The 12,914-nt window shown below is 61.3% G+C and carries 8 protein-coding genes; 2 read left to right on the forward strand and 6 right to left on the reverse strand.

Annotation, left to right across the window (positions count from 1 at the left end):
- Positions 1–190 precede the first annotated feature (190 nt).
- Positions 191–1,432 carry a lipopolysaccharide biosynthesis protein gene (locus EI28_RS07125; RefSeq protein ID WP_048113846.1) on the forward strand — a complete coding sequence of 414 codons (1,242 nt, stop codon included), beginning with the start codon at positions 191–193 and terminating at the stop codon, positions 1,430–1,432.
- A gap of 33 nt (positions 1,433–1,465) precedes the next feature.
- Here EI28_RS07125 and EI28_RS07130 read toward each other — a convergent pair whose 3' ends face one another.
- Together EI28_RS07130 and EI28_RS07135 are read right to left on the reverse strand one after the other, a co-directional pair.
- A complete protein-coding gene (locus EI28_RS07130; RefSeq protein WP_231476638.1) occupies positions 1,466–3,649 on the reverse strand; it encodes a DUF2206 domain-containing protein in 2,184 nt (727 codons plus the stop codon).
- A gap of 181 nt (positions 3,650–3,830) precedes the next feature.
- Positions 3,831–5,006 (reverse strand): glycosyltransferase family 4 protein, encoded by a 1,176-nt coding sequence (locus EI28_RS07135; RefSeq protein WP_048113850.1) that lies wholly within the window; start codon positions 5,004–5,006, stop codon positions 3,831–3,833.
- A 544-nt stretch (positions 5,007–5,550) separates the two neighbouring features.
- Between EI28_RS07135 and EI28_RS07140 the strand changes: the two genes are divergently transcribed.
- Positions 5,551–7,011, forward strand: a complete 1,461-nt coding sequence (locus EI28_RS07140; protein WP_048113852.1) for a right-handed parallel beta-helix repeat-containing protein — start codon at positions 5,551–5,553, stop codon at positions 7,009–7,011.
- A 705-nt stretch (positions 7,012–7,716) separates the two neighbouring features.
- Here the strand turns inward: EI28_RS07140 and EI28_RS07145 are convergent.
- The 4 genes from EI28_RS07145 to EI28_RS07160 form a co-directional block, all read right to left on the reverse strand.
- Entirely contained in the window at positions 7,717–8,952 is a 1,236-nt protein-coding gene (locus tag EI28_RS07145) for a glycosyltransferase (RefSeq protein ID WP_048113854.1), read from the reverse strand.
- Positions 8,949–10,031 carry a CapA family protein gene (locus tag EI28_RS07150; RefSeq protein WP_082223111.1) on the reverse strand — a complete coding sequence of 361 codons (1,083 nt, stop codon included), beginning with the start codon at positions 10,029–10,031 and terminating at the stop codon, positions 8,949–8,951. Before EI28_RS07150 ends, EI28_RS07145 begins: the two co-directional genes overlap by 4 nt.
- A gap of 465 nt (positions 10,032–10,496) precedes the next feature.
- Positions 10,497–11,180, reverse strand: coding sequence for a CARDB domain-containing protein (locus EI28_RS07155; RefSeq protein WP_082223112.1), 684 nt, complete (start codon positions 11,178–11,180; stop codon positions 10,497–10,499).
- Between the two features lie 580 nt (positions 11,181–11,760).
- A complete protein-coding gene (locus tag EI28_RS07160) occupies positions 11,761–12,909 on the reverse strand; it encodes a glycosyltransferase family A protein (RefSeq protein WP_082223113.1) in 1,149 nt (382 codons plus the stop codon).
- Between the last annotated feature and the right edge of the window lie 5 nt (positions 12,910–12,914).

Here is a 12,914-nt window from a genome sequence, read left to right on the forward strand (position 1 = left end):
CCCCGTAACACCTGTACAGTACGTGGTCATATTGGTTATGGACGGGTTTTTTCACCCCGTCCGGTGAGCGTTATCTGCTGCCGCATCGTGCAACACGGCCCTGAGAGTTCTTTCCTCGAGAATCTCCGGCTCTTCCGGGGCCGGAGTGGTGGATACATCTATATAGGTGTCGACCGATACTGGCGACCGAATGGCAGTAGCACTCCCGAAAAACTTCAGCGAGGTCAGGCAGCACTTAGAACAGCCGCTTATCCGGAATTCGTTCTTTATCATGGCCTCGTCGTTCGTTGCAGCGGGGTTCGGATTCTTCTTCTGGATGATCGCGGCCCGGTTCTACTCGCAGGCGGACGTGGGTATTGCAACCGCCCTGATGTCGTCCATGGGCCTCCTCATCCTCATCTCCCGCCTGGGTCTCGACCAGTCGGTGATCCGGTTCTTTCCGAGCCGCGACAAGAACCGGGTGCTCGGAACCGCCGTCCTCGTCCCGACGGCGGTTGCGCTCGGTGCGGGCCTCTTCTTCATCGCCGCGGTCGACGTCCTGGCTCCCGAGCTCGTGATCGTCAGGTCGATCGCGCCGCTCTACCTCGTCATTCTCGGGGCTTACTCCATCACCTGGGTCTTTGAGGGTGCGTTCAACGCCCTGCGGAAGTCCGAGCACTACTTCACCCTGAACCTGCTCTACGGGACGAGGATCTTCTTCCTCGTCCCCCTGGTCTTCCTCGGTGCGATGGGCATCTTCGGCGCCTTCGGCCTTTCGTTCATCCTCGGGCTCGCCGTCGCTCTCGTCCTTCTTGCCCGGTGCTCCGTGAAACCGACGCCGTGTGTCGACCGGGTCTTCATGCGCGAGGCATGGCAGTTCTCCGCCGGCGCGTACATCGCCGGGATACTGATGTCCGCCCCCAACATGCTCATCCCGATCATGGTGCTCAACGTGCTGGGGGCCGAGAGCACCGCCAACTACTACATCACCTACGCGATCGTCTCGATCCTCTTCATGATCCCCTACGCGTTCACGACCTCGCTCTTCGTCGAGGGAAGCCACGGGGGAGAGATGAAGAGAAGCGTTCTCCGAACCCTCGCGAGCATGTTCCTCCTGCTCGTACCCGCAATCATCGGCCTCTCCCTCTTCGGGGAGCAGATCCTCAACCTGATCGGGAAGGACTACGTCGAAGGGATGGCCCTGCTCCGTGTGCTTGCCGCATCCGCCCTCTTCGTCTCCGTCTGCCAGACGTTCATATCCATCGCGAAGGTCCGAAACGATATCCGGAGCCTCGTCGTCCTCAGCGGCTTTATCAGCGTCGCCCTGCTCGGGCTCGGCTATGCCATGATGAACCGGTTCGGCCTCATCGGCATGGGATACGCGTGGCTCGCCACATACGTTGCAGGAACGCTCCTCGTCGGGCTGATCCTGAAGAAGAAAGGCTGGCTGTAACTTTTTTTGGGTACTGCTGCGGGATCCGGCTCTTCACCGGTAGTAGACGGCGGACCCGGCGTTGTCGTAGATCCGATGATGGCTCCGGACGAACCTCTCCGCATCCGTATACGTTGCCGTGGTGACCGCGTGTTCCTGCGTCTCTATACGGATGCTCTCCCGCACGAGATTGTACGTGCCGAAATAGAGATAGGAGTTGGGTTCCAGCAGCGATGCGTTTGCCGGAACGTATCGCTGGCTGTCCGGGTTGAACCCTAAGAGAAGCCACCAGCGTGTGCCGTCGACGTAGATCGGGCGCTCGTTTCCCTCCGAAAAGAGCCATACCGCTCCCTGTACTTCCCTGCCGTTGAAGACCGGTTTATCGCCGGCGGTGTCGAGCGCCATCGATGTCGGGTTGTCGTCCGTGACCTGGTAGAGGAGCCCGCTGTTGAAGAGGAAGAAGACGACGAAGAATACCGACAGCGCCTGGTACGCCGTCCCCATGAACGGGACGGCCCTGATCGCGCGTATCCACCCGGTCAACCTCTCGTACAGCGCTATGCCGCCGATGATCGCGAACGGGGCAAGGAAGATCAGGGTGATGTGGTAGAGCCTGCTGGTGTTGAGCGAGCTTGCGAAGAACGGGACGACGATCCCGGCGACGTTGATGAGCAGGAAGACGAGCGAGACGGCAAGATACTCGGGCTCGATGCGCCACCGCTCGCGTCTTGCAAGGGTTGCAAGCAGCCCGACGGCGATGAGGCCCTGGGTGGCGATATGGACGACTTTTGCCAGGCCGTGCAGGAGCGTCGTCGACTGGCTGGTGAGGATATGCATCCCCTGGGCGGTTGTCGGGTTAAACGAGTCCATAAAGAGGGTATTCCATATCCTGTCCCCGATGCCGGTGACGGTAGCGAGCGCCGTGCCTTCGGCGACCGTCGAGTACCAGAGGTAGGTAAAGGCGGCGAAGATGAGGATGTAGGGGAGGACGAGTGTCCTCACCGGCGCCCTCCCGCCGGTTTCCGTCGAAGCGAGGGGATCGGGTTTCAGGAGGGACACGCCCCGGGAGAGCCTCTCCGGCAGCCAGGACTGCAGGCGTTCGGGAATGGCGAGCAGCAGCCATGCCGGAACGAGCGAGAAGAGGTAGATGTACGAGAGCCCGTAGTGCGAGACGATCATGGCAAACGCGAAGGCGATCATGAGAAACGCCCGCTTCCCCCGGTCCATGGTTTTATCGATCATCGCAAGAACGGTCAGCGCGAGGAAGAGTTCCGCGATCTGCTGCCGGGCGAGGGAGATCATCTCCGTATAAAACGTGAAGAACGAGAAGAAGAAGAAGATCGAGAGGAACCCGATCCTCGCGTCCGTCTGTTTCTCGACCGCCCGGTAGAGTCCGAGCGGCACGAGCGCGAAGAGGAGGGGGTAGATGATCTTGAAGATCCAGACGGGGTCCAGGTCGCATATGAGCGAGTAGATGGGGACAAGTGCAACGACGGAGAGCATCCCGTTCGTGTTATACGGGATGGTCATATCCCAGAGCCCCGGTATCAGCACGCTGTTCGCGAGGTGGAGTTCGTGGTGGATATCGTAGCCCCAGACATACTCCGATATCAGCGAGGTATGGTAGAGGAGCGATAGCGCGATGGTGTAGATCCCGAGCCCGTAGCAGGACTTCGGGATGAGGCGGTCGAACCCGACGGCGAGGCCGATGACGGCGATCAGGACAAGGAGGAGGAAGAGGAGCGTGACCATGTGGTAGTCGTCGCGCAGGTACGTCCCGATGATCGCAATGAACGGGAGCAGCATCAGGAACGGCACTGCAGGAGAGGAGGGGACGGCCAGCCTCGGGCTCTCACCGGTACGCCCCTTATCCCTGGTGAGCGCGAGGTAGAGCAGAACCTGCACGACGGCGACGAGCGTGAGAAGGAGGATCGCGAACGAGAACGGCCGCGTATACCCGAGCAGCGGGTACACGAAGTTGGCCGTAAGGCCGGTGAGCATGACGACCACGAGGCTCAGCCCGGCGGAATAGAGCACCGTCTCGATCGTGCCGAGATCGTGGAGCCTGAGCGCCTTCAGCACGAGGACGCCGGGAAGGAAGGTGAGATACAGAAACGCCAGGGCTTCCCGTGCAATCGGTATGTAATACCCGACGAGATCGAGACAGACCACCCCGAGGAAGACGAGCTGGATCGCCTGGAATACCCGGAAAAATGTTTTGTTATTCCAGTCATTCATCCGGAACGGGTTTGGAAAGTGCATGGTATCCCTTGTTCTCTGGCCGGCTACGTGCATTGACAACGAGTCTTTTCCTTCGATGGGGTTCGGCGGATCGTGCGCTGCATCAGTGCACCTACTCTCCGGTCAACCTATTAATGTGTTGCGCCGGTCCGGGCCCCGTTACGGGAGGGGGGTCAGGTCATCGCTCTTTCCCGGCGGCAGGGGCGGTATCGGCGAATCCTTCTTCCGCGGGAACGGTTCCCCTCCCCGGAGCGGATCCGAGCTCGCCGTAAACCGCGAGGAGAGATCGTGCTATCGTCGACCAGGCCATGTCCGTCTTCAGTTTCGCGTAACCCTTCTCCCCCATGTGGCGGCATGCCCCGGGATCCTTCAGCAGGCGGACGATCGCGGTTGCCAGTGCTTGTGGGTCCCGCGGCGGCACGACGTAGCCGGTCACCCCGTCGTCGACGACCTCGGGCAGGCTCCCCACGTTCGTAACCACCACCGGCCGCCGGAACCCGTATGCGGTCGGTATGACCCCGCTCTGCGACGCTTCGAGATACGGGAGCGCCACGACGCTCGCCTGCTGGAAGAGCCGGGCGCCCTCTTCGTAGGGTATCCGGTAGTTGTAGACCTCGAACGCGTCCCGTCCGGCCATCGCCTCCTCGTACCTGCCGAAATCCTCCCCCGTTCCAGCGATGACGATCCGGGCGTCCGGGATCTCCCGGGTGATGAGCGGTTCTGCCTGGATCAGGCAATCGAGCCCTTTGTAGCGGTGGATGCGGCCGAAGAAGAGGACCCGGCGGCCGTCGGGCTCCAGGTCGTCCCGCTCGAACTTCACGAACGGCGCCACTTCGTGCTCCCCGATCGGGATGACATGCACTTTCCGTTCCGGGACCCGGTAGTTCTCCACCAGGGTCTCCCGGAGGGCTTTCCCGTGAACGAAGATCCGCTCAGGCATGACCCTCGATACGAAGAGGGTGAGCCGGTAGAGGAGCGATCCTGCGTCGAGAAGGCGGTCTTCGCCGGGGTGGGGTTCGATGTCGTGAAACGTCGCCACCAGCGGGTATTTCCGGAGCATCGGGAGGAGCGGGCAGAGCATGGGGTTGTTCACCTGGAAGTGGACGACGTCGGGCCCGAAGTCGTTGATTGCGGCGACGATATCTTTGAGCATCGGGTAGCACGACGGGCCCGGCCTCCCGGCGTACCGGGAGTAGCCGAAGATGTGGACGTTCACCTCCGGGTCGATGCTCTCCACGTACTCCTCCGACCTGTAGTCGGGGAGGAGGAGCAGCACCTCGGCATGCCGGGCAAGTTCGTTTGCCATCTGGATGGTGTAGTCGTAGAACCAGAAGGTCAGGCACGCCACTCGCATAGGGGCTCTCTCTGTGAGGATGCTCTATATAGAGGTTGTGCCGTGAGGCGTTGCCGGGCGGATCGGCCCCGGGCAGGTGTGCGTAAGTCCGGCGGCATCCGCCCCGGCGCCCGTTCACCTCCGGGCGCATTCGCATGGTCGGCCTGCCGTATCCGGTATCCGTGCTTCCCGATTCACCGGGGTCGGATGGGATCCGTGCCGTTTCACGCCGTCGCCCCGTAGCGAGGGCCGGGGGGCCCGTGCCGTGCAGGCGCATGAAACCGAATTCCCATCCGTTCCGGATGAAAGCGTTTCGAGGTAGGTCATTCCCGGCGAACGGTGGCAGAAAGCGCGAGTATTTGTAATCTTCGATTTTAATTCAATCAATTATATAATATCTTTTTGCAGGAATCGATCTCTGTTATGGTGCGACATCGTCGCCAGTGAGAGCATTTTTACAGCCCATATTCTTGAATAGTCTCTCAAGCCAATTTTATTTTCACAATAAAATATTTATATGGCGATTAAAAGACGGTAGTGATACCTCACAGAGAGGCTGAATGGCATGATAGACAGGCAGAATATACTGAGACTGGCTGCAGCACTTCTGGCGTGCTGCCTGATTATTCCGGCACTCTCCCCGGTAAGTGCAGCCGAGTCCGCAAGTCCGGCCACGCTCACCGTGGCTGCAAGCGATAGTACCGAGCTGTCAAAGAACCAGGCAGACTATGTCTGTGACGGAGTCGACGACCAGGCCGAGATCCAGGCGGCGCTCGCCGCGCTGCCCGACGGCGGTAAAGTAGTCCTTTCGGACGGTACGTTCAACTGTGCCGGTGTCATCGCGCCGCCGGCAGGCACGACGCTCTCCGGGCAGGGTCCGGATGCGACGAACCTCGTGTTCACCAACGACGGACGTATCAGCGTCGACCAGGAGAACGTGGCCCTGGACGGGTTTTACATCGAGGGCAGCGGCTACAGCAGCGGCGTAAAGTGGCTCGGTGTGATGACCATCCGGGCAAGCCACGCGAAGATCCACAACATTGAGGGAACGGCGGACACGAGCATCCAGGCGGTCTTCCTCCTGCTGCACGACCCGGCGGTCTATGCCCCGACCCTCGAGGACGTCGAGTTCATCAACTGTAAGGCCGTGGACACCGGGACCTACGGGTTCATCCACAACGCATGGGGATCGTCCAACAAGGTGATCAAGGACGTCCGCTACGATAACTGTGCTGCGATCAACTGCGGGAGCAAAGGCGCGTTCAACCCCTGGATCACCGGGTTCGACTTTGCGGAGCTCAACGACATGGACGGCCTCCGGGTGACGAACTGTCTCGCGGAAGGCAACCTGGAGTCCGGGTTCCACTTCGAGTTCGACCCCACCGTGACGGACGCCGTTCTCGAGAACTGCGTGAGCCGCAACAACGGCCAGAAGCCCTACCCGACGGTGCCCTACAAGCAGAGCGACATGTCGACCCACTACTTCGGGTGCGGCTACTACGCCCCGAACTGTGACGTGACGTTCAACAACTGCGTCGCGGAGAGCAACTCCCTGTATGGGTTCTACGCGACGAACGGCGGCAAACTCTACGACTGTGTCGAGAAGGACACCGGCGCCGGGAAGACCGACTACACCTACCGCAAGCCGGCCGGCTACTACAGCATCCCGTGCCGCTCGACCGATCCCGCCCTGGTGCTTGAGAACTGTTCGAGCACCGACTCGCACGGCTACGGCCTCCAGGTCGACCTCGCGAGCAACATCCGGATCGAGAACTTCGAGCTCGTGAACCCGGCAGGGATCGACGGTAAGGGTGCAAGCCTCGGCGGCACGAACGGCCAGTTCAGCAATGCCGAAGTGGACATCCACGCCTCCGGTGACCGGGCCGAGACGCTCGTCTGGGCGAAGAACAACCAGAACGTCCAGTACACCGGAGATATAACCTCCGCCTCCGAGAAAGCGTTCCTGGTCGAGGGCGGCCAGAACGTCCGGACAGAAGGCATGGCGGTTGCGTCTGCCGGCGCGTAAACCGGTCGATACTATCGGGCCCGACGGGCCCGGTCATAATCTTTTTTTGGTTTTGCACCCGGCCGGAGGGCGGGTGCATGAGAAACTCGGAGAATTTTGATAGTGCCGGCCCGCTGTTCCGCCGGAGTCGCAACTCGAAGACCTTTGGCCTTCTCATGCTCCGGCCCTTTGGCCCATCGCAACTCGCACCTTCGGTGCTCGCACCGTGGTGCTTCCAGCCAGTCGCGTTTCGGGACGTCATACTAATGAACCGTCGCACGTTCCGACAGTTTCACTCCGAACGGTTGTATGCTGCGGGCAGTCGTTTCAGTCGGAACATTGCATGCCCCGTGTACGGCTTTCGAGGGGCTATCGGCGAGAGGGGGGTGGGGACAAAGGGGAGTGCGAGCGTAGCGAGCATGAGCACCGCTAGGTGCGAGGGGGGAATACTCCCCCCTCCCCACCTGATGGTGGTCGAGCTCCGGTTCTACGAACCGTCGCACTCCCCGTCAGCCCCCCCGTATGGCGATAACGATGCGTGCCCGAAGGCAGGCAGAGTTCGAGCACCGGAGGTGCGCAGGCCACCACGGTCCACTTTTTTGGGCTTTTTCCTCGCTTCGGCCTTCCGAACGCCCATCGCAACTCTCACCTTCGGTGCTCGAACTCCTGTCCTACGGGCAGTCGTTCCTAACAGTGCTCATGCACCCGCCGTTCCACCGGGTGCACTCAAAAAGTATCCGGGGCCTTCGGTGTTGTCCCTTTCGAGACCCCCGCCGGGATGCCTCCTTCCGCGCTCCCGGCAACCTTCGTGTAAAACGTCTCGATATCGCGGACGATCGCCTTCCAGTTGTACCGTGTCCGGACGAGTTCTTTCGCCTGCTCCCCGAACCCGGCCCGCAGGGCGTCGTCGGCAAGCAGACGTCCGATGGCGTCTGCGAGCGCCTCCGGCGTGTACCCGGTATTGAACCCGACGGTGTTGTCGATCCACCCGAGCAGGTCTCCCTTGCCCGTCGTCACGATGGGCGTCCCGCAGAGGCACGCTTCGAGGAACGTGACGGGAAAACCGGTGAAACTCGGCGTCACGAAGACGTCGGCGTCGGTGTATGCGGCCATCTTGTCCTCCTTGCTCACGAACCCCGTGAAGACCACCCGGTTGTTAAGGTCGAGCGACTCTACCCGCTGCCTGAACTCCTCGTTGTGGCCCATGTCCCCCCCCACCAGCACAAGGACGGCGTCGTCGAACTCGCGTGCGACCACGGCAAACGAGCGGATCAACAGATCGATCCCCTTCGTCGGGTCGAGCCTCCCGAGATAGAGCACGACCTTCGTGGCGTCGTCGATCCCCCATGCCGCACGGAACCTGCCGCGGACGGGAAGGTCGGGGTACTCGGCGAGGTCGACGCCGTTCGGGAAGATCGCGATCTTCTCGTCGGTAACACCCAGCTCGCGATACCGCTCCGCCTCCGTCTCGTTGAGCGCGATAACCCCCGCGGCGCCGAGGATCACCTTCTCCGACCAGAACCGGTCGAAGAGCCGTTTCATCCGCGCAGAGCCCGTATCCTGCGGGAGCGCCCCGTGCGCCTGGAGCACGTAGGGTATGCCGTACTTCCTCGCGTAGTGCGAGGCGATGACGGTGAGCATGGTGCGGTGGTCGTGGATGTGGACAAGGTCGAATGCGGCAATCTCCCTTCTTGCGACCGCCGGCATCCGGTAGGGCATCACCGGCGGGGTCACGCCCGGGGCGTATTTTCGTAAATTCTCAAAGTAATAGACGTCCATTCCGTCGACGGAGGTGGCGCGGTTCGTTGGAAGGTCGTTTGGGTAGATGCTCCGGTTCGTCGTGTAGACGGTGATGTCGTGCCCGTTCTCGTGCAGGGCCCGGGAGATATCGTATGCAACCCGTGCCACCCCGCCTGACTCCCAGAGCGGTTTGAAGAACGGGGTCACCTGCAGGATTTTCATGTCTGCCCCCCGGTGCCGCGCTCCCGGAGCCGCTTCCTGATCAGGCCCGCGTAGCAGTTCAGGCAGAACGGTGTAAAAAGCCAGACCCCGCACTCGACCAGGGGCGCAAGCCCGTGCTGGCGGATCCGGTAACGGTAGCTCTCCAGGTTGTACTCCAGGTAATCCGCACCGATCTGCTCGAACCACCACCGGCGGGTGACGTTCCCGTTGCGCACCCTCTCGGAGCACTTCGCGATCCAGCGTTCCACCAGTTCCCGGGTTTGCCCCTCCGCCACCCCGGGCTGGAAGTCGCTGTTGATGACGCAGGGAATGGTCGTGTAGTCCCGGATGCCGTGCCGGTCGAAGTCCACCGAGAGGATCATGGAGGTGTTGATCTGCTCCTTGAAGATCTCGGTATCGAACTGAAAGTTCCCGAGTGAATAGGCGATCAGGCCGTCTTTATACTGTTCCAGCCCCTGGATGGTATGCGAGTGGTGCCCGAGGATCAGGGTCGCCCCGTTGTCGATGAAGGCGTGAGCGAGCCTGACCTGGTCGGGCGAGGGGTAGTAGGTGTTCTCGATCCCCCAGTGCAGGGAGACGACGACATGATCGGTATGCTCCTTTAACGCCCTGATATCTTCGATGACGCTCTTCTTCTTCAGTTTGGCAACGGTGACGCCCGGCGGCGACCGGAACCTCCCGGTCGTGTATGCGAGGAAACCGAACCGGATCCCATTGCGTTCGACGATCAGCCCTTGGGGTCTTTCATCGCCTCTTCCTCCTCCTACGTAGGCGATGCCCCGGCCTTCAAGCTCTTCGAGGGTCTTCTCAAGCCCTTCCCGGCCCATGTCGAGCGTGTGGTTGTTTGCCACGCTGAGGATGTCGAACCCGGCTTCTCTGAGGTACTCGCCCGCCTCCGGGGGGGTTGTATTGACCCAGCGTTTCTTGCTCTCGGTTCCGCTCTCGGAGAGAACCGTCTCCAGGTTCCCGAAGAGCAGGTCTTTCTGTTGGAGTTCGTGCTGGACAAGGGCAAACGGTCTCTTGCCGTTCCTCATCCAGAGGAGCACGTCCCCGACCGCTCGCAGCCGCACCGATGTCACAATTCGCCTCCGGCAGAATCGTTGCTCGGGACGGGAGATCCGGGCCTGCAGCCGGCCTTCATCGTCGACCTGGAGATCCCCAGCCCTATGAACCGTAACGGTGGAACCCTACCGGCGTCTGCGGGAGAAACCATCCTGTACGGGTATTCGTGAATGCTGCCTTCCCTCCTCGATGCGTTGAGTTCCAGACAGGCGATGCGACAATATATATTTTGCCCTGATTATGACCTTGGGCATGCTTATCTCGACGCATATGGCTTCCCGGGAACTCCGGAATCCCGGCGAGGCATGGTGCGGGCCCCGGTAACGGTGGAGCTCATGATGCCGAACCATTAACTGCTTATGCACCGAGTATGTACCTGGATCGCCGGGCGGCAGATGATGAGAGTTACCCCCACTGATCGGTGATGAAGCAGGGGACTGATGCCGCCATCCTGCGGAGATGGTTTTTGCACCGGGGACCACTTATTTTGTATCTTTGCTCTCCGTCATGCGGTCGACGTCGTCGACCGTCGCGGTGACGGTGTGCGTGCCCGCGGCCGCGGTCCAGGTTGCACCGTCAACGCCGCCGTTTGCGGTCACCGTAATCCATTCGCCCGGGGCGATGGATGCCGTGTGGCTGTCCGACCAGACCGCGGAACCGAGGTTCCCGTCCGCCGTGAAGGCCACGCCGTGGATCACGCCTGCGGGCGTTGCACCGGTGCCCTGGTTGCGGATCGTCGCCTTCATCGTGATTGTATCACCCGGCGCCGGGCTTGCCGGTATCCAGGAGACGTCGGTCACGACGAGATCGGGCGTTCCCGGCGTGGGCGTCGCGGTAGGTGTCGGTGTTGGCGTCGGTGTCGGGGTTGGATTGGATACCCCGATCTCGATGGGGTTCTGCAGGGCATAGGTTCCTGCCAGAAGGACTACGGTACCGTCACCGACGGCCTGTACTGCGGCCTGGACGACCTCGCTGTCATCCGTTCCCGCTGTTCCGGTGCTGATCACCTGGCCGTTGCTGTCTTCTGCGATGATTGTCGTGCCGTCGGTGTACACAACGATGTCGTAGGTACCTTCCGAGAGCACTTCACTTTGCGCGGCCTGTGCCGGTGCAGCGAGTGCGAGCGCCATGCACAGGGCTATCGCAAGAAATAGGGGTTTCTTCATGCGTAATCTCCTAGATCCGCCCCGGGAGGACCCCTTATGGCCTCCCGGCAGGCAGGTGAGGGTGGATCCCTCAAAATTAATTTATTACTCTCGTATATATACTAGTTGGTTCTTAAAACTCTTGAAATACTGTTTAATGGCGCCATTGTTGATTATAATTTCATGGATTCAAATTAACTCTGGTTAAAAATGTAGTTGCGGTAATGGATATGGTTATATATAGAATGGTTACTTTAATGGCAGACGCCCTCCCTACGGGTTGATGGCGCGATGCGCTCTCCCGCGAGAATGCGATCGCGGATGTTGGAGTTAAACGGGTCCTTTGCGCGATCCGTGGTCTCCAGGTCTGCTGCGATCTCCGGTTGTATCCGGTGAGCAAACGCTCAATCTGGCGCTTTCAAGATCGCCGGCGTCGGGGGCGGCGTGATCCGGCGCGCAGCGGAGAGGTGCCGCACCGGACCCGCGGTTACGCTTCCGATGAGACGAAAAACAGCCATGATGCCGGGAGATGAGTCTTTTTCCAGAGCGCAGACGTCCGTGTACGTCCGTGTTCCCGCAACGGTGCTATACGGCGCCCCGGTCACCCGGGATCACGTTCGTCGCGCGGTTCAACTCCCGGCACCCCCGTCGAAGCACCCCTTATCCTCGATCTCCGGTTCCGCAGCGCAAGATATACCCCGGAGGGGATATGCGCGAGAAGCAGCGTCCACCATTTAGATCTCCAGAGGCGCCGCGTTCTGCAACCCTTCAAATTGCTCCTCGCGAGATCGGGTCTGCCTGCTTCGAGGTTGCGGCATGCTATCTGGATCTGCCTGGACGCGACGAACTCGAGAACGCTCTCGGTCAACTCCGGCGGCACCTCCCCCGCCTGCAGTGCGTTCCGTGCGGAGGCTACGAAGGCATGCTCCCGGATCGGCTCTTTCCTGGTGCAGGCTCTGTTCGACGCCTCCGTATGGTAGATCCCCATGCCGTCCCGGGTGAACGCGATAGGGTACCTCAGGGCAATCCGCCCCCACAGGTCCACGTCTTCCCCGTACCATGCGCCGGTATTAAATCCCCCCACCTCGTCCAGGATGCATCTCGGGACGGCAACGACCGATGTCAAAATTGGTGGGCTGCCAAGGATGGCGTCGCTGTAGTAGCTCGAGAGCAGCCCCTCCCACGGCTCCGGGGGGATGGCGGCACTGTATGACGGCGTCCGGATCGTCGACGCATTCTCCTGCAAGAGGTATGCCGTCCCGTACGCCCCCGCCTGCGGGTACTTCTCCCGCAGTCGTAGCAGGGCTTCAAGGTGGCGGGGGGTCCATTCGTCGTCCGCGTCCAGAAACGCGACCATTTCTCCGCGGGCCGCCACTATCCCCCGGTTTCTCGCCGCCGACACCCCGTGGTTCTCCTGTCGGATCAGCCGGACCCGCGGGTCGCCGAACCCCCCGACCACCTCCGCCCCGTCGTCGGTGGAACCGTCGTCCACCACGATCACCTCGAAGTCCCGGACGGTCTGTGCGAGGACCGAAGTTAAGGCGCGGGCGATGTAGGGACCCTTGTTGTAGAGGGGGATGACAACCGAGACAGCCGGCAGCGCCGTCTCTCCCTCGACCGGGTACTCGCGGGCATACCCCGAACCGGTGCGGTTCTTTTTGGGAGATGCAGAGGCCTGCCGGTCCCCGTCTTCAGAGATCCCGGTGCGGCCCCCGTCTCCGAATTCGGCATCCCCGGTGCTTGCGGGCATTCATG

The sequence above is a fragment of the Methanoculleus sp. MH98A genome (genome assembly GCF_000691865.1).
Taxonomy (GTDB): Archaea; Halobacteriota; Methanomicrobia; order Methanomicrobiales; family Methanoculleaceae; genus Methanoculleus.

Bases quoted from the DNA above. Each gene is read 5' to 3' on its own strand.
- EI28_RS07135 (WP_048113850.1), bottom strand. From the start codon at position 5,006: ATGCGAGTGGCGTGCCTGACCTTCTGGTTCTACGACTACACCATCCAG.
- EI28_RS07160 (WP_082223113.1), bottom strand. From the start codon at position 12,909: ATGCCCGCAAGCACCGGGGATGCCGAATTCGGAGACGGGGGCCGCACC.
- EI28_RS07140 (WP_048113852.1), top strand. From the start codon at position 5,551: ATGATAGACAGGCAGAATATACTGAGACTGGCTGCAGCACTTCTGGCG.
- EI28_RS07145 (WP_048113854.1), bottom strand. From the start codon at position 8,952: ATGAAAATCCTGCAGGTGACCCCGTTCTTCAAACCGCTCTGGGAGTCA.
- EI28_RS07130 (WP_231476638.1), bottom strand. From the start codon at position 3,649: ATGAATGACTGGAATAACAAAACATTTTTCCGGGTATTCCAGGCGATC.
- EI28_RS07155 (WP_082223112.1), bottom strand. From the start codon at position 11,180: ATGAAGAAACCCCTATTTCTTGCGATAGCCCTGTGCATGGCGCTCGCA.
- EI28_RS07125 (WP_048113846.1), top strand. From the start codon at position 191: ATGGCAGTAGCACTCCCGAAAAACTTCAGCGAGGTCAGGCAGCACTTA.